The organism is Lysinibacillus sp. CTST325, assembly GCF_054665055.1.
In genome coordinates this window covers 1-22,522 of the sequence record NZ_BAAFHO010000004.1, presented here as the reverse complement: position 1 = coordinate 22,522, position 22,522 = coordinate 1, and the positions used below count along the sequence as shown (strand labels likewise).

General features: G+C 38.2%; 18 protein-coding genes, 1 rRNA gene and 1 pseudogene. 19 read left to right on the top strand and 1 reads right to left on the bottom strand.

Annotated elements, in window-relative coordinates:
- Positions 1-98: 98 nt before the first annotated feature.
- The 6 genes and pseudogenes from ACYQ73_RS11770 to prfB form a co-directional block, all read left to right on the top strand.
- Positions 99-271, top strand: a pseudogene (locus ACYQ73_RS11770) (flagellar export chaperone FliS); the annotation flags it as partial.
- 212 nt (positions 272-483) lie between these two features.
- Complete coding sequence (locus tag ACYQ73_RS11765; protein WP_460012678.1) at positions 484-867, top strand: PilZ domain-containing protein; 384 nt, start codon at positions 484-486, stop codon at positions 865-867.
- A gap of 174 nt (positions 868-1,041) precedes the next feature.
- Positions 1,042-1,593 carry a ribosome hibernation-promoting factor, HPF/YfiA family gene (hpf, locus tag ACYQ73_RS11760; RefSeq protein ID WP_460012677.1) on the top strand — a complete coding sequence of 184 codons (552 nt, stop codon included), beginning with the start codon at positions 1,042-1,044 and terminating at the stop codon, positions 1,591-1,593.
- 139 nt (positions 1,594-1,732) lie between these two features.
- Positions 1,733-4,243, top strand: a complete 2,511-nt coding sequence (gene secA, locus ACYQ73_RS11755) for a preprotein translocase subunit SecA (protein ID WP_460012676.1) — start codon at positions 1,733-1,735, stop codon at positions 4,241-4,243.
- Between the two features lie 450 nt (positions 4,244-4,693).
- Positions 4,694-5,239: a competence protein ComK gene (locus ACYQ73_RS11750; RefSeq protein ID WP_460012675.1), complete on the top strand. Its 546-nt coding sequence runs from the start codon at positions 4,694-4,696 to the stop codon at positions 5,237-5,239.
- Between the two features lie 142 nt (positions 5,240-5,381).
- Positions 5,382-6,486 (top strand): peptide chain release factor 2 gene (gene prfB / locus ACYQ73_RS11745; RefSeq protein WP_460012674.1). Its coding sequence is split into 2 segments (ribosomal slippage): positions 5,382-5,456 and positions 5,458-6,486, totalling 1,104 coding nucleotides; the frame shifts between segments, so codons are not numbered across the junction.
- 69 nt (positions 6,487-6,555) lie between these two features.
- On the opposite strand, the gene ACYQ73_RS11740 is transcribed toward prfB, so the two are convergent.
- Complete coding sequence (locus ACYQ73_RS11740) at positions 6,556-7,065, bottom strand: competence protein ComK (RefSeq protein WP_460012673.1); 510 nt, start codon at positions 7,063-7,065, stop codon at positions 6,556-6,558.
- A 225-nt stretch (positions 7,066-7,290) separates the two neighbouring features.
- Between ACYQ73_RS11740 and ACYQ73_RS11735 the strand changes: the two genes are divergently transcribed.
- The 13 genes from ACYQ73_RS11735 to ACYQ73_RS11675 all read left to right on the top strand — a co-directional run.
- Entirely contained in the window at positions 7,291-7,533 is a 243-nt protein-coding gene (locus tag ACYQ73_RS11735; RefSeq protein ID WP_460012672.1) for an IDEAL domain-containing protein, read from the top strand.
- 313 nt (positions 7,534-7,846) lie between these two features.
- Positions 7,847-9,826, top strand: a complete 1,980-nt coding sequence (gene uvrB / locus ACYQ73_RS11730) for an excinuclease ABC subunit UvrB (protein ID WP_460012671.1) — start codon at positions 7,847-7,849, stop codon at positions 9,824-9,826.
- Positions 9,827-9,833: 7 nt separating this feature from the next.
- Positions 9,834-12,698: an excinuclease ABC subunit UvrA gene (uvrA, locus tag ACYQ73_RS11725; RefSeq protein WP_460012670.1), complete on the top strand. Its 2,865-nt coding sequence runs from the start codon at positions 9,834-9,836 to the stop codon at positions 12,696-12,698.
- A gap of 389 nt (positions 12,699-13,087) precedes the next feature.
- The gene (locus tag ACYQ73_RS11720) at positions 13,088-14,281 is read left to right on the top strand and encodes a DUF4097 family beta strand repeat-containing protein (protein WP_460012669.1); all 1,194 of its coding nucleotides are present in this window, start codon (positions 13,088-13,090) and stop codon (positions 14,279-14,281) included.
- A gap of 275 nt (positions 14,282-14,556) precedes the next feature.
- Positions 14,557-15,243 (top strand): cell division ATP-binding protein FtsE, encoded by a 687-nt coding sequence (ftsE, locus tag ACYQ73_RS11715; RefSeq protein ID WP_460012668.1) that lies wholly within the window; start codon positions 14,557-14,559, stop codon positions 15,241-15,243.
- Positions 15,233-16,117 carry a permease-like cell division protein FtsX gene (ftsX, locus tag ACYQ73_RS11710; protein ID WP_460012667.1) on the top strand — a complete coding sequence of 295 codons (885 nt, stop codon included), beginning with the start codon at positions 15,233-15,235 and terminating at the stop codon, positions 16,115-16,117. Before ftsE ends, ftsX begins: the two co-directional genes overlap by 11 nt.
- Before the next feature lie 76 nt (positions 16,118-16,193).
- Positions 16,194-17,525, top strand: a complete 1,332-nt coding sequence (locus ACYQ73_RS11705; protein ID WP_460012666.1) for a murein hydrolase activator EnvC family protein — start codon at positions 16,194-16,196, stop codon at positions 17,523-17,525.
- 647 nt (positions 17,526-18,172) lie between these two features.
- Positions 18,173-18,796, top strand: coding sequence for a hypothetical protein (locus ACYQ73_RS11700; protein WP_460012665.1), 624 nt, complete (start codon positions 18,173-18,175; stop codon positions 18,794-18,796).
- 42 nt (positions 18,797-18,838) lie between these two features.
- Positions 18,839-19,432, top strand: coding sequence for a redoxin domain-containing protein (locus ACYQ73_RS11695; protein ID WP_460012664.1), 594 nt, complete (start codon positions 18,839-18,841; stop codon positions 19,430-19,432).
- A 143-nt stretch (positions 19,433-19,575) separates the two neighbouring features.
- Positions 19,576-19,719, top strand: coding sequence for a hypothetical protein (locus tag ACYQ73_RS11690; protein ID WP_460012663.1), 144 nt, complete (start codon positions 19,576-19,578; stop codon positions 19,717-19,719).
- Positions 19,716-19,886, top strand: coding sequence for a hypothetical protein (locus ACYQ73_RS11685; RefSeq protein WP_460012662.1), 171 nt, complete (start codon positions 19,716-19,718; stop codon positions 19,884-19,886). Before ACYQ73_RS11690 ends, ACYQ73_RS11685 begins: the two co-directional genes overlap by 4 nt.
- Positions 19,887-20,159: 273 nt before the next feature.
- Entirely contained in the window at positions 20,160-21,608 is a 1,449-nt protein-coding gene (locus tag ACYQ73_RS11680) for a S41 family peptidase (protein ID WP_460012661.1), read from the top strand.
- A 788-nt stretch (positions 21,609-22,396) separates the two neighbouring features.
- Positions 22,397-22,522: ribosomal RNA gene (locus tag ACYQ73_RS11675) — 16S ribosomal RNA — on the top strand; the annotation flags it as partial.

The window sequence follows — 22,522 nt, the reverse complement described above, 5'->3', positions numbered from 1 at the left end:
AAAAATTCAAGTACAGCTAGTTGAGGAGATAAAAGAAATCATGCCGATTAATGAAATCCGCCGTGATTTAGGCGTGAAGGCAGGCCAATAGAGATAAGCTAACTCAATATGAATATATGAATCGTCGTTAGTCGAGGCAAATATTCAAAACGATGTCGCTATCATTGAAGAAGTAGAGGGATTAGTGACGGAATTCCGTGATACATGGAAGGAAGTTATTCGCATCAATCGACAGCAGCAATACGGTCAGGGAAACACTGGACAAATTTAGACAGCATAGAGGCCATCGATACATGATGGTCTCTTTTCTTTGCAAGAAATACGAGACATGGCATTTTATATCATACAAAAGGGAAACATTTAATTAGTCATAAAATAGGTCTTTATCCGGTAAAATATGTTACTTATTCCCTCTAGATGTAAAACATGCATCGTGTCATAATCAAGCTAAATAGATGTTTAGAATAGTATTGGGGTGGGTAGATGATATTTAAACGCCAAGAAGGCTTTCGATTTAAGTTCGATGAGCCTGTTAAAATGACTTTTGCGATATATGAGGATGGAAGAGTCAATCAAGCGCAAACGGCAATGGCTGATTTGCTTGATATTAGTCCACGAGGTTTAAAGATGTTTACTGAGGTGGATTTAGGTGTTAATCCGCCTCCTTTGGATTTACGCTTTGTTCTTGATACTAGTGAGGTACGAGCTTATGGTGAAATAATTTGGAGTCGTCCTTTTGGCAAGGGCAAGCAATATGGCGTGAATTTCAATGATCAGGAATCGGTTGAAGATTTGATTGTCGAAGAGTTGAAACTGCGCCGAAGAAGAGAAGCTGAAGAGGCAAAACTAAATAGCATTCATTCATAAGGTGAAACATTCATCAGTGGGGGATTTTGTTCATCCCATATCTAACTTCTTTGCTTTCGCAGATGCTATACATTATTGCAGAAAAAATTTTTTTGAAAAAAAGAATTATTTTAGAGGAATTTCGCACACTTGTGTAGAAATAGTAAGTATAGCAGTTATAAAGGAGGAGTTTACATGTTAAACTTTAACATTCGCGGTGAAAATATTGAGGTAACTCCAGCTATTCGAGAGTATGTTGAGAACAAAGTCGAGAAAGTTGAACGTTATTTTAACGAAGATGTTAACGCCAACGCTAACGTAAATTTAAAGGTTTATAATGACAAGCAAACTAAAGTGGAAGTTACAATTCCAATGAAGAACTTAACTCTTCGTGCTGAAGAGCGTCATAATGATATGTATGCTGCAATTGACTTAATCGTTGATAAATTAGAACGTCAAATCCGTAAGCATAAAACAAAAGTAAACCGTAAATTCCGTGAGCGTGAAGGTACAGGCCTTTATTTTGCTACTTCTCAAGCAGCAGCAGATGTATCAACAGAGGAAGACGAATACTCTATTGTTCGCACAAAGCAATTTGATCTAAAACCGATGGATCAAGAAGAAGCTGTCTTACAAATGAATATGCTAGGGCATGATTTCTATATCTTTACAGATGCAGAATCAAACGGCACAAATATTGTCTACAAACGCAAAGACGGTAAATATGGCTTAATTGAAACAACTTAAACTTTAATATGCACAAAGGCTCTCGCGAAAAGCGGGAGCCTTTTTCAAGCTTTCCTTTCATGCTAGGGACTCTGTTTGCATGAAACTGTTACACAATGGTAAAATGGAAGTTGAGACTATATAGGAAGTGAAAAAATTCATGGTAAACCTATTAAATAAATTATTTGATTTCAATAAACGTGAACTAAAAAAATTAGAAAAAATCGCTGACCAGGTTGAGGGATTCGCTTCTCAAATGGAACAGCTTTCAGATGATCAATTACAAGCGAAAACAGAAGAGTTTAAAAAGCGCTATGCCGACGGAGAGCATTTAGACTCGATTCGTGCGGAAGCTTTTGCCGTTTGTCGAGAAGGGTCAAAGCGTGTGTTAGAGATGTACCCATTCCGTGTACAAATTATGGGTGCTGCGGCACTAGATGAAGGTAATATTGCGGAAATGAAAACCGGTGAAGGTAAAACGTTAACGGCTACGATGGCTGTTTACCTAAATGCTATTACTGGTAAAGGCGTACATGTTGTGACAGTCAACGAGTATTTAGCGAGTCGTGACGCTGAGGAAATGGGACATTTGTATAATTTCTTAGGCTTAACGGTTGGTTTAAACTTGAACAGCCTGTCAAAAGAAGAAAAACGTGCAGCCTATGAAGCTGATATTACGTATAGTACAAACAATGAGCTTGGCTTTGACTATTTACGTGATAATATGGTGCTTTATAAAGAAGAACGTGTACAACGTCCGCTACATTATGCGGTAATTGATGAGGTTGACTCGATTTTAATTGATGAAGCGCGTACGCCATTAATTATTTCGGGTCAGGCTGGGAAATCAGCACAGCTTTATAAACAGTCTAATGCATTTGTTCGTATGTTAAGTGCGGAAACAGATTACACATATGAAGAGTCGACAAAAGGTGTTACGTTAACAGATGCTGGTGTTGAAAAAGCAGAGAAAGCATTTGGCATTGATAACCTATTTGATTTAACACATGTACGTTTAAACCATGCGATTAACCAATCGTTAAAGGCTCATGTAAGTATGCATAATGATGTTGATTATGTTGTACAAGAGGGCGAAATCATTATTGTTGACGGCTTTACAGGTCGTTTAATGAAAGGTCGTCGTTATTCAGATGGACTGCATCAGGCAATTGAAGCTAAAGAGGGCGTAGAGATTCAAAATGAATCGATGACGATGGCGACAATTACGTTCCAAAACTACTTCCGTATGTATCAAAAGCTTTCGGGTATGACAGGTACAGCGAAAACTGAGGAAGAGGAATTCCGTAATATTTATAATATGAGTGTTGTAGCGATTCCTACGAATAAGCCGATTGCTCGTGACGACCGTCCGGACTTAATTTTTGCTTCGATGGAAGGGAAATATAAAGCGGTAGCGGCAGATATTGCAGAGCGCTATAAAGCAGGACAACCTGTTCTTGTTGGTACTGTTGCAATTGAAACATCTGAAATTATTTCGAATTTATTGAATAAACATAAAATCCCACATAACGTCTTAAACGCGAAAAACCATGAGCGTGAAGCGGAAATTATTGCGAATGCTGGTACGCAGGGTGCAGTAACCATCGCTACGAACATGGCTGGTCGTGGTACGGACATTAAGCCTGGAGAAGGTGTAATGGAGCTTGGCGGTTTAGCGGTAATTGGTACGGAACGTCATGAGTCTCGTCGTATCGATAATCAGCTACGTGGTCGTTCTGGTCGTCAAGGGAACCCAGGGATTACTCAATTCTATCTGTCACTAGAAGATGAATTAATGCGTCGTTTTGGCTCTGATAATATGAAGAACATGATGATGAAATTAGGGATGGATGATTCACAGCCATTACAATCTAAAGTTGTTTCAAGAGCAGTAGAATCAGCTCAAAAACGAGTTGAAGGTAATAACTTCGATGCTCGTAAACGCTTATTACAATATGATGATGTGTTACGTCAGCAACGTGAGATTATTTATAAAGAGCGTTACGACGTATTAGAAACAGAAAATATGCGTGTGCTTGTTGAGTCTATGATTCAAGAAACAATCGACAATGTTGTCGCATTGTATACGCAAGGTGAGCAAAAAGATTGGCACTTAAAAGCAATTGATGACTTTGTCGCAGCAAATCTATTAGATGAAGGCGATCTAAAGGTGGAAGATTTCCAAGGTAAATCCGCAGAAGAGATTAATCAGCTAATTTCTAATGCTGTTCAAGTGCGTTATGATGAAAAAGAAGAACAGCTTACACCAGAGCGTATGCGTGAATTTGAAAAGGTTATCTTACTACGTTCAATTGATACAAAGTGGATTGATCATATCGATGCTATGGATCAGCTACGTCAAGGTATCCATCTTCGTGCATATGGTCAAAATGATCCACTTCGTGAGTATCAACAAGAGGGCTTTGCTATGTTTGAAGATATGGTCGCTTCCATTCGCGAAGATGTAGCAAAATATGCGATGAAGGCAGAAATCCATAATAATTTAGAGCGTGAAGAAGTTGCAAAAGGCCAAGCTGTTAATCCGAAAGAGGATGGCGGTTCAGCTCCGAAAAAGCAACCTGTCCGTAAGGCTGAAAATGTCGGACGTAATGATTTATGTCCATGCGGAAGCGGTAAGAAATTTAAAAACTGCCATGGTGCAGGTCAATAATATTCGAAAAAGATCATTTTAACTTTATGTTAAAATGGTCTTTTTTTCTTTGTTTTAGGATATTTTCACGATAGTCAAGGCCATGGCGAATGTACGAACAATCGCCAAAAAGTCGGTGGAAGGTTTTTCAATCAGAGTTTAAATGAATAAAAAACTGAAAATTCAGATAAAGGTATATAATACTACAACAATAGGTAAATAGTTCAATGAAAAGGGTAATGTTTATAACTTTTTTCTGATTTATTATGAATATAAATAGTTAGGAAAGTTTCGTTGATTTGAACCTATTCTTTGAATAAAGGGGGTGATTCATGGGTGAATATAAAAAATCCTCGAGAAAAGATGTCCTGGCCAGACCTTCTCAAGGAAATACATTGGCGTATACCGATATATTTATTAGTATACGCCTCTTTACTAGAAAAAATAAATACTATATTAAGGAGGATTGACATGCATAGTGATGACATTATGAGTAGTAAAACGATGCTGTATATACCGGAGTATGATGCCCATGGTAACTTGTGTACACGTGTAATAGAACGGGATTACGAATATCTATCAAAATTAGCACCGACAAAATTAATGGATTATAATCTACGTTATTTTGGTTCTAGCTTAAGAGGTGCTTTCGATGGATCGAGAATGATACTTGGAAAGTTGAATAAAAATCCAATAGTTGTTCATGAACAAAGTAATATTGTATGGTTTCCAAGTAAGTCTTATGTACGACGTGACTGTATATGGTTTGCTGTTCATCATATTCAGGACTATCTAGCTGTCGATAAAAAGAATACAAGAGTACTTTTTATGAATGGCTATGAAACGAATGTGGATCTAAGTGTTAGAGCATTTGAAAACAGAATTCAAAGAGCTTTTTTACTAAAATATAAACTGGAGAAACGAACAAAGAATTTATCCGTTCAATACGATCAAGATAAAGTATTCCAACGTATGACAAACGATGTGATCTTTGAGGATGAAGCTGAAAAAGACTGAAACGAATGCTGTGTTTGTAAAAAAGTATGTTTTCCGCCGTAAAAACGTTATAATAAAGAGATCGGGGCTTTAATGTATCCATTGTAACTATCATAGAAGTTTTACAAGTTTGCCCCATTAATAATGTTCGGAGGATTTAACAATGATTGAATTAGCAGATGTACGTAACGCGTTAGACACTTCAGCCAAAAAATTGGCGGATTTTAGGGGGTCTCTTTGACTTAGAAAACAAAGAGGCACGCATTCAAGAATTAGATGAAATGATGCTTGAGCCAGGTTTCTGGGATGATCAGCAAGGGGCACAGGTAATCATTAATGAGAGTAATGGCTTAAAGGCAACTGTTAATGAGTATAAAGATTTATTGGAAACATATGAGAATCTAGATATGACGCTAGAGCTATTGCGCGAAGAGCCTGATGAAGAATTGCAGGAGGAGCTTGGCAATGAATTAGTAGAATTCCAGCAAAAAATGGGCGATTTTGAGCTGCAATTACTATTAAGCGGTCCATACGATCAAAATAATGCAATTTTAGAGCTGCATCCAGGAGCAGGTGGTACGGAATCTCAGGATTGGGGCTCAATGCTGCTTCGTATGTACACGCGCTGGGCGGAAAAACGTGGCTTTAAAGTCGAGACAGTTGATTACCTTCCAGGCGATGAAGCTGGGATTAAATCTGTTACATTGTCCATTAAGGGTCATAATGCTTACGGCTATTTGCAAGCAGAAAAAGGTGTCCATCGTTTAGTACGTATTTCACCATTTGACTCTTCGGGTCGTCGTCATACATCGTTCGTTTCTTGTGATGTTATGCCTGAATTCGATGACAATATTGAAATTGATATTCGTACAGAGGATTTAAAAATTGATACGTATCGTGCAACAGGTGCAGGTGGTCAGCACATTAATACGACAGATTCAGCTGTTCGTATTACGCACACTCCAACTGGTACAGTCGTACAATGTCAGGCAGAACGTTCACAAATTAAAAACCGTGAAAAAGCCATGACGATGTTAAAAGGGAAACTCTATCAATTAGAGATCGAAAAGCAGCAGGCACAGCTAGATGAAATCCGTGGTGAACAGAAGGAAATCGGCTGGGGCTCACAAATTCGTTCATATGTATTCCATCCATATTCAATGGTAAAGGATCATCGTACAAATGAAGAAACAGGTAATGTAGGTGCGGTGATGGATGGTGATGTAGATCCATTCATTAATGCATATTTACGTTCGAAAATCGGGTAATGAAAGCCCCTCAGAGGCACATGGAAATTGTGCTTTTGAGGGGTTTTTTAGTTTGATAGGTCATTCAAATTAAAAAGGGGGATGATACGGAGTGTCTTGGCTAATCTCCTTACGTTCATTCATGTAATGTTTATAGAGCATCGATGCATTGACAAATTGCTTGCTAATCGAAGCATATTGAATAGGAAGTTCAATCTGTTGATCATTTTTCAGTGTAACGATACAGCCTATTTTACTCGGTACAATATTCGAAATGGCGTGAAGTCCAATCCAAATATTGTGGTTAGAGTTTGGAGAATACGTTGGTAGAAAAATACAAGGATAACCATAATCATAAGCAACAACGATTGGAAGCTTATGTTGATTGCCAAAAAAGCGTTTGGCGGATTGTCTTGCTGCTTCATAGGTTGTTCCTAGTGAAATACAAGATTTTCGTAATATATGCATTGGTTTCCGTGTGACGATAATTTCATTATGCTTATCAATTACCCGTGTGAAAATTTTAGAGTCATACTGCATTGGCTGAAGTAAATAGGTGTTGAAAGACATTAAATATCCATTGATGTAGTTTGCTGACATCTATGTAAACCTCCTTTTTCTATTTGTTATTGAAGTGTAGAACATAAAATTAAATTCTGAAAATATAGATAAAGGGAGAAAATCATTGATATATCAAGCGATTGTATAGAGAAATTGCTTGAAATTGCACGAGATTAATAGTAAATCGAAGTGATTTTCAGTTCTTATGCATTGCATTTTAATTTCAATTTTCTTATAATTTAGAAAAGGATCGAGGTGAGATCGTTGGATAAATATTATTCGTATACAGATTTTCTAAAAGCCGTTGGTCAGTCAAAGAAAGTTGATGAGGCAGAGAAATTATTAAACGAGATTTATTTAGATTTATTTTTAAATCATATCCAGCGTATGCATCGTGAAGAGCAGCTCATGGTTCTGATAGATAGAGCACTCGATGAAAAAGATGAAAAGGCATTTCATCTATACGCAGCCGAACTAGTAACTTTACATCAAGAAGCAAGTGAATAATATGACGAGCCCGCTCTCCGCTTATTGGAGGGCGGGATTTTTTTGCTATTTTCGTTCCAGTAGATCAGATCTACGGGAATCGAATCCCCTCTAAGGTAATGCATTTACATCGTCCTATCTCGATTAGCTAACATTTGGAAAGGGTAATCTATTTATAGATACGTTGTCATTAGTACGTACGTTCTATCGTAATCACCTTAAATATAGCAAACGGAAAAATTTTTACAAACATTCGTTCGTTAAATGTTCGAAATTTTAATAATGCTATGCTAAAATATATGTATCAAATTGGTAGGAAAGGACGGGGACATGTGTGCAAACATTTGATTTACAAGCGCCATATACGCCTAATGGAGATCAGCCACAGGCAATTGCGGAATTAGTGGAGGGTGTACGTGCAGGTAAACGTCATCAAACGTTGCTCGGTGCTACAGGAACAGGAAAAACGTTTACGATCTCTAATGTCATTAAACAGGTGAAAAAACCGACACTTATTATGGCACACAATAAAACACTAGCGGGTCAATTATATAGTGAGTTTAAAGAGTTCTTCCCTAATAATGCAGTTGAATACTTTGTCAGCTACTATGATTACTTTCAGCCAGAGGCATATGTACCGCAGACGGATACTTATATCGAGAAAGATTCAAGCATTAATGATGAAATTGATAAGTTGCGTCACTCGGCAACATCTGCATTATTCGAGCGTGATGATGTCATTATTATTGCATCCGTGTCCTGTATATATGGTCTAGGTTCTCCAGAAGAATATCGTGAAATGGTCGTATCGGTGCGTACTGGAATGGAAATTGAACGTAATCAGTTGCTTCGAAAACTGGTCGATGTACAGTATGAGCGTAATGATGTGAGTTTTACACGTGGGACGTTTCGGGTACGTGGCGATGTAGTGGAAATATTCCCAGCATCCCGTGACGAACAATGTATCCGCGTGGAATTTTTTGGGGACGAGATCGATCGGATACGCGAAGTGGATGCGTTAACTGGAGAAATACTAGCGGATCGTGATCATGTAGCTATTTTCCCGGCATCCCACTTCGTTACACGAGAAGAAAAAATGCGAAAAGCCATTGAAAATATTGAAAAAGAGTTGGAGGAGCGTTTAGCTCTTTTACGTGCAGAGGATAGATTATTGGAGGCACAGCGTTTAGAGCAACGTACTCGTTATGATTTAGAAATGATGAGTGAAATGGGCTTTTGCTCAGGTATCGAAAACTACTCGCGTCATTTAACATTGCGTGAAGCGGGAGCAACGCCATATACGCTACTTGATTATTTCCCTGATGATTTTTTACTTGTTGTCGATGAGAGTCACGTTACTTTGCCACAAGTTCGAGGGATGTATAACGGGGACCAAGCACGTAAAGGTGTGCTAGTTGAGCATGGATTCCGTCTGCCATCAGCACTAGATAACCGCCCTTTACGTTTTGAAGAATATGAGAAACATATACATCAAGCTATTTATGTATCAGCAACGCCTGGCCCGTATGAGCTTGAGCATTCTCCAGAAATGGTGCAGCAAATTATTCGACCAACAGGGCTCCTTGATCCACAAATTGAAGTACGTCCTATTGAAGGGCAAATTGATGATTTAATCGATGAGATTCAAGGTCGTATTGCTCGTGATGAACGAGTGCTCGTTACAACATTGACGAAAAAAATGTCAGAGGATTTATCAGCTTATTTGAAAGAAATGGGCTTAAAAGTGGAGTACTTGCATTCTGAGATTAAGACGCTAGAGCGAATTGAAATTATTCGCGAGCTGAGAAAAGGTACTTACGATGTTCTTATCGGCATTAACTTATTACGAGAAGGGCTAGATATTCCAGAGGTTTCTCTTGTGGCGATTTTAGATGCTGACAAGGAAGGGTTTTTACGTTCAGAGCGTTCATTAATCCAAACGATTGGACGTGCCGCTCGTAATGCTAATGGTCATGTCATTATGTACGCAGATAATATGACGGATTCGATGAAAAAGGCGATTGAGGAAACGAAGCGTCGTCGAGCACTGCAAAAGGCGTATAACGAAGAGCATGGCATCACACCGAAAACGATTGTTAAGAAAATTCCTGATGTTATTCGTGCGACACAGGTGGCAGAGGAAGAAGAATCCTATGTAACGAAGGCAACAAAAGGTAAGAAGCTGACGAAGGCGGAAAGAGAGCAGTTACTTGCTACTCTAGAAGTAGAAATGAAGGAAGCAGCAAAAGCACTCGATTTCGAACGTGCTGCTGAGCTGCGCGATACAATATTTGAATTGAAGGTAGAAGGGTGAATGGCTTGTGAAAAATACTGAAATAGTCGTGCAAGGTGCACGAGCTCATAATTTAAAAAATATCAATGTCACAATTCCACGCGATCAATTAGTCGTGCTAACAGGGTTATCGGGCTCAGGGAAATCATCATTAGCGTTCGATACGATTTATGCCGAAGGGCAACGTCGTTATGTAGAATCCCTTTCAGCCTATGCCCGTCAATTCCTTGGTCAAATGGATAAACCAGATGTTGATGCAATAGAGGGATTATCTCCTGCTATTTCAATCGATCAAAAAACGACGAGCCGTAACCCACGTTCTACAGTTGGGACAGTAACGGAAATCTATGATTATTTACGTTTACTATTTGCGCGTATCGGTAAGCCTATTTGTCCAAATCATGGTATTGAAATTACCTCCCAAACAATTGAGCAAATGGTCGATCGTTTATTAATTTATCCAGAAAGAACGAAAATGCAGTTACTTGCTCCGATGGTATCAGGGCGTAAGGGGACGCATGTAAAGCTACTGGAAGATTTAAAAAAGCAAGGCTTTGTTCGAGTACGTATCGACGGTGAGCTACGTGATTTAGATGATGCAATTGAACTTGATAAAAACAAAAAGCATTCAATAGAAGTAGTCATCGATCGTGTTGTGATGAAGGAAGGTGTCGCGGCACGTCTTAGTGATTCCTTAGAGACAGCATTACGTTTGGCAGACGGGCGTGTACTTGTGGATGTGATGGAGCATGAGGAATTATTATTTAGTGAGCATCATGCTTGTCCGTTATGTGGATTTTCAATCGGTGAGCTAGAGCCTCGCATGTTTTCATTTAATAGTCCATTTGGAGCTTGTCCAAGCTGTGATGGTTTAGGCTCGACGCAAGAGGTAGATCTTGATTTAGTAGTGCCTGATTGGAATCGTAGTTTATTAGAGCATGCTATAGCACCATGGGAACCGACAAGCTCTCAATACTACCCACAATTATTAAAGGCTGTATGCGATCATTATGATATCCCAATGGACGTCCCAGTAAAGGATCTTCCGAAAGAAAAGATGGATAAAATTTTATATGGGTCTGGTAAAGATAAAATCCACTTCCATTATGAAAATGAGTTTGGCAATGTGCGAGACCAAATGATTGAATTCGAAGGTGTTGTCCGTAATGTGGAGCGACGTTTTAAAGAGACAACGTCTGATTATGTGCGAGAACAAATGGAAAAATATATGGCGCAGCAAGCATGTCCATCTTGTAAAGGTTATCGCTTAAAGCCTGAAACATTAGCTGTAAAACTAGCAGATAAACATATTGGTGAAGTTACACAGTATTCGATTCAGGAAGCTGATACATTTTTCAAAGAGCTGGATTTATCAGAAAAGGATATGAAAATTGCTCGACTTGTGTTACGCGAAATTGAGGAACGTCTGGGCTTCCTTGTCAATGTAGGGTTAGATTATTTAACGTTAAGTCGAGCAGCGGGTACACTTTCAGGAGGAGAAGCTCAACGAATTCGCCTTGCGACACAAATCGGCTCGCGTTTAACGGGCGTGCTCTATATTTTAGATGAGCCATCAATCGGTTTGCATCAACGTGATAATGACCGTCTTATTAGTACACTGCAAAATATGCGTGATATAGGCAATACGCTTATTGTTGTCGAGCACGATGAAGATACAATGCTGGCGGCTGATTATCTTATTGATGTTGGTCCTGGTGCAGGTGTGCACGGTGGTCAAATTGTAGCTGCGGGAACACCGCAGGTAGTAATGGAAAATGAAAAGTCTTTGACAGGGCAATATTTAAGTGGCAAGAAGTTTATTCCATTGCCAATTGAACGTCGCAAACCGAATGGGCGCAAATTATCGATTAAAGGTGCCAAGGAAAATAATCTTAGAAATGTGAAGGTTGATGTACCACTTGGTTTATTCGTTGCCGTAACAGGGGTTTCAGGGTCAGGTAAATCAACGCTTATTAATGAAATTTTATATAAATCATTAGCTCAAAAGCTTAATCGATCAAAAGTGAAACCGGGCGAACATAAAGAAGTAACGGGGATTGATGAGCTAGAAAAGGTTATTGATATTGACCAATCACCAATCGGTCGTACGCCTCGCTCTAATCCAGCAACGTATACAGGCGTTTTTGATGATATTCGAGATGTTTTTGCAACAACAAATGAAGCGAAGGTACGTGGCTATAAAAAAGGTCGCTTTAGCTTCAACGTTAAGGGAGGCCGTTGTGAGGCTTGTCGTGGTGACGGTATTATAAAAATCGAAATGCATTTCCTACCAGATGTTTACGTGCCATGTGAAGTCTGTCATGGGAAGCGTTATAATCGTGAAACGCTTGAAGTGAAATATAAAGATAAAAGCATTGCGGATATTTTAGATATGACGATTGAAAATGCAGTAGTATTCTTCGAAAATATTCCGAAAATCCAACGTAAGCTACAAACGATCGTGGATGTAGGATTAGGCTATATGAAATTAGGACAACCTGCTACAACTCTATCCGGTGGTGAGGCACAGCGTGTAAAATTAGCCTCTGAATTACACCGTCGTTCAACAGGTAAATCATTCTATATTTTAGATGAGCCGACAACGGGCCTACATGCGCATGATATTGCACGTTTACTCGTTGTTTTACAGCGTCTTGTAGAAAATGGCGATTCCGTGCTAGTAATCGAACATAATTTAGATGTCATCAAAACAGCAGACTACATTATCGATTTAGGGCCTGAAGGTGGAGATAAAGGTGGTACTATCGTTGCGACAGGTACACCAGAAGAAGTCGCTGAAGTAAATGGCTCTTATACTGGGAAATATTTAAAACCGATATTAACAAGAGATCGTCTGCGTATGGAAGCTGTTTTAGCAAAAGCTTCTCAATAATTATAAAAAGTTCGCAAACTCCCTAAGGGGAGTTGCGAACTTTTTTTTTATGCACGAAGGCAGATGTCGATAAAAATCGGAAGTTGGGTGATAAAAGTCGAAGGTTTATCGATATAATTCAAAAGTTGGGCGATAATACTTAAAAGTGTTTCGATATAATTCAAAAGTTGGATGATATTACGTTAAAACGTATGTCATGTGGATAGGTTGATTGGAGTGGAGGGTGGGCGACTCCTTGGGGATTAGCGTCACAGATGAGAACCTGGAGGGAGCCAAGAGAGGAACGAAGCCTAAAAAAGATATATACCCATTATTTTCATTTATGGTGAAACTTTTCACAAGATGAATCGTATAAATAATATAACGAACTGAGGGAGGCTATTTTTATTATGCAAAATGAACGTCAACGAATTCTAGAACTTGTGGAAAAAGGAACAATTTCAGCGCAAGAGGCGATTACATTATTAGAAGCATTAGAGCAACCTAGCAAGTCCACTCAAAATGTTATGAATGATGTGGTAAATGAGGACCAGCATTCCTCAACAGAAAAAGAGTCAGTATTTAAAGACGAAAGTCAAAAAGATCAACAATCGCAAAAAGATGAAGATTTCTCGAAATATTTCCAAGAAGAAATGCGAGATTTCCGTAAAGATTTATCACAAATTGGTTCACTCTTTATGGATATGATGAATACGGCAGTAAAAAAGGTCAAAGAATTTGATGTAACTTCTCCATTTGGAGATAAATTCGAGTTTACACATACGGAAGAAGTTGCAGCTGAACATGTAGACAAAATAATTGCGGAATTACCGAATGGCAATTTTTCATTAGAAACTGCTGAAGGAGATAGCTTCCAAGTCATTTGCAAGGTGAAGGCACCTCTTGTTAATGATAGTGAAGAAGAAACGCGCGCGAACTTCCTAGAGCAATTCGTTGTCAAGGAAGATGGAGATTCACTACGGATTTTAAGTCAACTTAAGCTTGTTCAAGTAAATGTTAAAGTACTTGTTCCAAAGGATAAATTAGAAAAATTATCAGTACGTTTAATGAACGGTAGTGTTACGTTACAAGATACGGATTTCGAGCAATTAAAAGTAAAAACATTAAACGGTGCGATTAAAGGCTCTAAGTTTAACTTTGGAAAGGCAGAAGTAGATTCTTCTAATGGTTCCATCGAATTAACAAATGTTCGTGGTAAAGATTTAGAGGCTGAAACATTGAATGGCCGTGTCTATTTAGATGGGGCATTGGATGAAGTTGAAGCAAAATCGGTTAATGGACATGTTGTTGTCACAACTTGCTCTACTAATTCATCAAAAATCAAAGCACAAACAGTCGCAGGAGCCGTTGAATTGTATGTGCCACGTACAATATCGTTAAGCGGTAAAATTGTTACGAATTTTGGTAAAGTAGATGTTGGTATTCAAGACGCTTCGAAAATGGAATCGCAGGATCAATTTTTATCAAAAGTAGTACGCTTTGATAAAGAGGTAGAGAATGCTAATCGTTTATTTATCGAAGGTGAGTCTAAAACAGGTGCAGTTTTAGTACGCTATACAACAACTGACGAGCAGCAAATTTAACTAATATAAGGCATTCAGGCTATGCAAAACAGCATAGCTTGAATGCTTTTTTGTTGCTTAAAAACATAAGAAAAGCAGAAATCGACTTTCCGCTATTGGGCTCGGTTTTTGTTTTCTCGTATGTCGAGTTTATGATATTTTTATGGCAATCAAATAACGAAATAACAGGAACTACCACGTAATGAAATGAAACTGTAATAATAAAGGGAGAAATAGAGTGCTATAATAGAGAACGAAATACCTCTTACATGGTAAGAGATTTAGGTGGTTTAAATATGATAGAAATGAAGAATGTGACAAAGAAGTACTCAAATGGCGTTGTTGCGACAAATGGGATTTCCGTTAACATAAAGCAAGGTGAATTTGTCTATGTTGTAGGTCCAAGTGGTGCAGGTAAATCTACATTTATTAAATTAATGTACCGCGAGGAAAAAGCTACTTCTGGAGAAATCACTGTTAATGGCATAAATTTAGCAGAATTGAAAAATAAAAAGGTACCTTTTTTACGTCGTCAAATTGGTGTTGTTTTCCAAGACTTTAAACTGCTACCTCGTTTGAATGTTTATGAAAATGTAGCGTTTGCACTAGAGGTAATCGAGGAAGACCCAATAGAAATTCGCCGTCGGGTAATGGAAGTTTTAGAGCTCGTGGGGCTGAAGCAAAAGGCAAGAATGTTCCCTAATGAACTTTCGGGTGGCGAACAGCAGCGTGTTTCGATTGCACGATCTATTGTGAATGTGCCGAAGGTCGTTATTGCAGATGAACCTACTGGGAATCTTGACCCTGAGACATCTTGGGACATTATGAATTTATTCGAAGAAATTAATGCAAGAGGTACAACTATTGTGATGGCAACCCATAACCGTGAAATCGTAAATACGATTCGTCGTCGAGTAATTGCAATTGAAGGCGGAATGATTGTCCGTGATGAGCACGGAGGTGACTACGGCTATGAAGTTTAATACAGTAAAACGCCACTTCCGAGAAAGTGTAAAGTCTCTTGGTCGTAATAGCTGGATGACTATTGCCTCAGTAAGTGCAGTTACAGTTACATTAATATTAGTAGGCGTATTCGCGCTTATTATGATGAATTTAAATAAAGTAGCATCTGATTTAGAGAACGATGTTGAAATTAAAGTGTTAATTGATGAAACAGCAGATAAAGCGGCTGAAAAAGCGCTCATGGAAAAAATAAAGAAATTGCCAGATGTCGCAGAGATGACCTATTCAACAAAGGAAAATGAATTAACGAAATTAGTAAAAGATTTTGGGGACGATTTTAAATTATTTGAGCAAAGTAATCCATTGCGTAATGTTATTTATGTGAAGGCTTCAGATCCTCAACAAACAGCTACTGTTGCTAAAAAGATTGATAAATTTGAGTATACATATGACGTTATGTATGGTGAAGGCAAAGTAGAAAAACTATTTAATTTCTTAAATATTGGTCGCAACGTAGGGATAGTGCTTATTTGTGGATTATTATTTACAGCAATTTTCTTAATTTCTAATACGATTCGAATTACTATTATTGCACGTGGTGATGAAATAGAAATTATGAAACTTGTCGGAGCAACGAATTCATTCGTGCGTATCCCATTTTTATTAGAAGGAATGTGGCTCGGAATTTTAGGTTCTATTATTCCGATTGCGGTCATCGCAACCCTTTACCACAATGTATATAAAATTATTGCGCCTCGATTAAAAGGCGAACTTGTTCAAGTACTTGATTTCTCACCACTTGTGTACCAAGTAAGCGGTCTACTATTACTCATCGGTGTTCTAATTGGTATTTGGGGAAGTTTCATGTCTGTACGTAAGTTTTTAAAAATCTAGCTTTCGTTAGGCTTCACAAGTTGTGTTAGCCGGAATGACAATCAACCAAAATAATAGTCGAAAAGGAGTTCAACCGGTGAAAAGTATGGCGAAAAACTCATTGAAAACACTTGCTGCAGCATCTGCACTATTTCTTTTTATCCAAACTCCATCAGCGTATGCAACTAGTTTATCGGATTTAAAAGATGAAAAAAAACAAATTGAATCAAAGAAAGATGGCTTAAATTCATCCATCAATAATAAAACAAATGCTATTAATGCAAATGAAAACAAGCAACAAAAATTATTAGATCAAATTCAAACATTAAATGCTGAAATTGATAAAACAAATGGCAATATCAAAAATGTGAAGGCGGATATTCAATCTACAAATGCAGAAATAAAAACATTAGAAGATTCTATTGCGGAGCTTTTGCACAAAATTGAAGAACGTGATTTATTGTTAGAGGATCGTGCCCGTGCCATTCAGGCGGGTGGTTCCGTTAGCTATTTAGACGTGTTACTTAGTTCTAATAGCTTCGTAGATTTTATCGATCGATTCTCTGCTGTTAATGCATTGCTTGAAGCGGATCGACAAATTATCCAGGATCAAAAAGAAGACAAGCAAAAATTAGAGGAACAAAAGCAAGTCTTAGAAAGTAAACGTCAAAAGCTCGAAGATAAAAAAGCTGAGCTTGATCGTTTAAAAGCATCATTGGATGGACAGAAAGCTGAAAAAAATAAATTAGTTGATCAATTAGAAAAAGAGCAAGAAAAGCTGAAATCAGAAAAAGTATTGCTTGAGAAAGAATATTCTGAGGCCCTTGAGGTTAGTGCAGAATTACAACAAAAAATCATCGATGAACAAAATCGATTAGCTGAAATTGCTCGTCAACAAGAAGCGAAACGTAAGGCAGCCGCTGCTGCCGCAGCTAAGGCAGCTAATTCAAACAATAGTGGTGGTGGATCTGGATCAGGATCAGGATCAGGATCTTCAACAGTGGATGCCCCACAATCGAATGGTACATGGATTAAGCCAACAAATGGTCGTTTAACATCACCTTATGGCTGGCGTAATATTGGTGCAGGTCCAGAATTCCACTATGGAGTCGATCTTGCAAATAGTACAGGCACTCCAATTTGGGCTGCTGCTGACGGTGTTGTTGCCTATGCTGCACCACTTAGCACGTATGGTAATGTTGTTATCATTACACATTCTATCAATGGCGAAATATATACAACAGTATATGCACACTTAAATTCTTTCAATGTTAGTGTTGGTTCAGAGGTATCCCAAGGTCAGCAAATTGCAACAATGGGTATGACTGGACGCGTAACAGGACCGCACCTACACTTCGAAGTGCATATTGGCGCTTGGCGTGGACAAGCAGTCGGAAGTGTAAACCCATTGAAATATATTCCAGTATAAAAATATTGAAAGCTATACATTAGGATTACGCTAATGTATAGCTTTTTTATATTTCTATTAAATTTCTATAATATTGATTGGGTATCGACACATCAAGATGAAAGCGAATGTTCGACACTTCTACTAAAAAAGATTCGTTAGTCAAGATTGAGTAATGTCAATAAACAGAGGAAGATTAGCTGTCAATCAGCGCAAAATGTTGGGGAATCTTCGCATTGTGCGCTTAGAAATGATTAAGGCTGATAGTAAAGGCAAAGTGACGGATAGAATTATCGAAATGATGGATAGAACCGTCAAAGTGGTGGATAGAACGTCAACTAAGTTCATTTAGGTAGGAGCAGTCTGAATAACGTTAGGGAAAGCAACATAATATGCTCATCTCGATTTTTGAAATTAAAAATATACTCATCTGTAGAACCTTGTACTTATTTTATTAGCAGATGCATAATTGGGAAGCCTTTTTCCTAGTATGCCATCATTTTATGTAATATATTTGTAGTATGAATACCTAGATGGGTATTTCAATAGAATTGTTTATCAAGAGTCTATTATTTGCATGTTTCAGGGAGATTTTTTGAACACAGTGTGAAATGACAGTTCATATAAAGATTATATGCTATGCTGTAGCTATCTGGAGGATTTATTAGATGAATAATACAGAATGGTTCTCTATTCGAGCACTAACATTACCAGCAACAGCTGTCGCTCTTCTTGTGGCCTTTTTCATTGTATGGCTAGTTTTACGGGTGCAATTTCCAAAGAAATGGGCGGGGGTATATGGTGACGCGGTCTTTACCTTTATTATCGTTTGGAAATTTAGCATAATTGTCACTGATTTTAAAGCAGTTATCGCCCAACCATTTGCGCTTCTTTATTTTAATGGTGGGACAATGGGTGTCTTTTTAGGCGTAGTGGCAGCATCGTTACAGCTTTGGTGGAAGCGACAACAATTTCAGTTTGACGCAACTGGAGTGGCTGCCTGTAGTTGGGCAATCGTTTTAACGCAATCGATTTATCAATGGCTTGTAGTGTTACTAAATGACAATCAAACCACTAGCGAAGTGATAACTTTACTTGTGCTAAGTACACTAACAGTCCTCATATTATGGAAAATAACAGCTATCAATCGTGCTTTGTTTTTATATACGATTGGTTTTATGATGGTTGCTCTCTTTCAGCCGTATGGTTTATGGCAACCGGCTGTAGGTGTGAGCGTCATATTACTTATATTAGGTATGGTGATTCAGCGTTTTGCTGGCACGTCTAAATGATGCGGTTCAAAAATAAAGTACTGAATTATTGGGAGGTAAGGAATGAAAAAAAATATTGGGCTACTTATCGTCGTGTTATTAGTAGCTGTGATGATTGGTACATATGTTAAACAGCAGATTGATAAGGATCGTGAAATTGAAACAACTTCTCTTGGAAAAGAAATGGATGAACGAAAGATTGGTTTAAGCAATGGAGATACGCCACCGGATTTTACTTTAACAAGTTTGGATGGTAAAAATGTGACTTTGAGTGACCTTCGTGGAAAAAAAGTTGTGTTAAACTTTTGGGCAACATGGTGTCCACCGTGTAAGGCAGAAATGCCGCATATGCAAAATTATTATGAACAATATGCTAAAAAAGATAATGTAGAAATAATAGCTGTCAATTTAACAAGTGAAGAACGAGATGTTACAGCTGACGCAAAAGTAGACTCTGTGATGACATTTAGAGATAGCTTTGATTTAACATTTCCTATTTTACTTGATCAAGACCCGAAAAACTCAATCGGCATTTCTTATCAAATAATAACGATTCCAACAACCTATTTTATTGATTCAAATGGATATATTCAACGTGCTATTAAAGGGCCAATGAATGCAGAAATGTTAAAAAAATATGTAGACGCATTAGATTAATCAAATCAAAGAATCTGCTCGTTTTCTTGAAGAAACGAAGCAGATTTTTTTTATTTGTTTATAAAGCGCCCGCAATTTGTGATGGATACCCACGGTAGGGAGGCGAATACTCGCGATAGGTGATGGAATACCCGCGATAGGAGATGGAATACCCGCGGAAGGAAGAGGAATACCCGCGATTGGAGATAGAATACCAGCGGAAGGAAGGAAAATACCCGCGAATGGTGAGAATACCCACAGTAGGAGGGGAAATACCCGCGATAGGTGAGAATACCCGCGATAGGTGAGAATACCAGCGGAAGGAAGGAAAATACCCGCGATTGGAGAAAGAATACCCGCGGAAGGAAAGCAAATACCCGCGATTGGAGATAGAATACCCGCGGAAGGAAGGAAAATACCCGCGATAGGTGAGAATACCAGCGGAAGGAAGGAAAATACCCGCGATTGGAGATAGAATACCCGGGGAAGGAAGGAAAATACCCGCGATAGGAGATAGAATACCCGCGGAAGGAAAGCAAATACTCGCGATAGGTGAGAATACCAGCGGAAGGAAGGAAAATACCCGCGATTGTCGATAGAATACCTGCGCTAGAAATCAAATACTCACGATACGCAATAGAATACTCTTGAAACAAAAATCATAGTATTCAACAAATTATTTTGAAGTTTAATCTTGTATGTTTGAAAAATAAACTTCATACAGTAGAAGAGACGGAGGAGGGAAGGTTTGCGCAAAATAATGGCTGGTGTCGGCGTACTTGCTAGTAGTCTATTGCTAGGTAGTGGAGTTTATTTTGACTGGTTTAATTTAGGGGATAAAAAGGAGCCGGTCGTCGCAGAGGTTGATTCGATTAATGAAGCATTGAATTTAATTGAGGAAAAATCTGTATACAGTACGAAAAAAGATGTATTGGTGGAGGGGGCGCTTCGTGGTATGGCAGATGCTATAAAGGACCCTTACAGCACTTATTATTCGAAGGAAGAGGCAGAACAACACCGACAAATGTTAGCCGAGGAAAGAGTAGGCATTGGGATTGAGTTATCTGAAAATAACGGAAAATTTATTGTTGTATCTCCAGTCCGTTCATCCCCGGCAGATAAAGCAGGAATGCGCTCTCTTGATGAAATTGTACAAGTTGATGGCGTTCGAGTAGATGGTAAAAAGATGAGTGAATTAATGCATTTAATTCAAGGGGAGAAGGGGACGAAAGTAACTATTGTCGTCTATCGTCCAAGTGAAGATAAACATATTAAAATGACGATGGAACGAGCTGCAATTTCTAATAAAACAGTAACGAGCGAAGTAGTGAACGTAGAAAATACTCCGATAGGTTATGTGGAAATCTCGCTTTTTGGTGAGAAAACGGCAAATGAGTGGGTTGCCGAAACGAGTAAGTTACTTCGAAAAGATATAAAAGGGTTAGTGATTGATGTGCGGGATAATCCAGGTGGTTATTTACATAGCGTCGCAGCGCTACTGAGCACAGTATTGGAGAAAGGCAAAGTGTTTGCCTATATGCAAAATGCTGAAGGTGCTATGGAACCATTAAAAACGGAATCAAAAAGCTTTGATGAGAAGTATTTACAGACAATGTATAAGATACCGATTGTTGTTTTACAGAATGCGGGCAGTGCATCTGCTAGTGAAGTACTTAGTGGCGCATTAAAAAGTTGGGGACGTGCCTCCCTTGTTGGTGTCAAGAGTTTTGGGAAGGGAACAGTACAGGAGTCTTGGTCGTTGAAAAATGGTGGAGAGCTTAAACTGTCCACAAATAAATGGCTGACACCAAAGCGCGAATGGATTCATGGGCAAGGGATTGAGGCTAATTTAGTGGTTGAACCAAATGAATTATTCGCTTTCCAAATGCATCCATTATCAGGGAAATTTAAAGAGGGCGATATGAGTGAGGAAATTGCTTATACGCAAAATGCTTTGAAAAAGCTAGGCTTTAAAATTGCTCGTTTAGACGGTTACTTGGATGAATCGACGGAGGAGGCTGTTAAGCTTTATCGGGAGGATAAGAAATTGAAAAAGGCAGAAGATAATTTTAATTTGGATACAACCTTCTTTAACAGCTTAAACGAAACGTTGAAAAAATATAAAGAGGACCGTCAAAATGATTTACAGTTCCAAATGGCGACAAGCTTTTTATTGCACAATATTGAAGGAGAATAAAAAATATTAGGTGTGTTGATTTGGAATGTAGACTGGTAAAAGGATTCTTTTGTTGATATTTTGTTTTGTATCCCCGTATTTAGCTGATTGTAGTGGAGGGCTACTGTGCTTCTGTCGCATAGCGAAGCATTCCGTAGGCCCGTTGTAGCTTTATTTTTAAGTTTGATTAAATTAAAGATATTAACCTTAATATGGGAACATATCTAAAGAGTATGTTTTGAAAAAATTGATCAAAACATGCTCTTTTTTAACTTCTTTCAGCAAACATCTGTTGGCCTAAGTCTCCGGCGGATTCCGGACGCAATTATGCCGAGGTATAATTGATTGTCTATTCTTGTATGTCCCAGACTCTTTTTGTTTAATTTTTTAATAGAAATTATGAAGAAATGATAGATTATAACTTTACATTAACTTCAGATTGTGAGTCTAATATTAAATTATTTCTTAATCAATATAATAGGAAGTTTCTCGATAAAGTAAAAAAACATAAATTTTCTTTAGAAAAAGTGTTGACCTTTTTAAATTAAGAGTGTAATATTATAAAAGTCGTTAAGACAGCTGCTGAAAACAATGAAATTAAATGAAATTAGTTGTTGACATATAGCGAACGACATGATATTATATAAAAGTTGCTGTTGAGAAAACGGTGACGAAATGAACCTTGAAAACTGAACAAGCAAAACGTAATCAATAAAGTTTTTAGTAACTAACCTTGAGTTAGTGAACGAAACAAAATTTTGGACATCAAACATGATGCCAGCAAAACAATTTGAGCTAATCAAATTTCTTTTATGGAGAGTTTGATCCTGGCTCAGGACGAACGCTGGCGGCGTGCCTAATACATGCAAGTCGAGCGAACAGAGAAGGAGCTTGCTCCTTTGACGTTAGCGGCGGACGGGTGAGTAACACGTGGG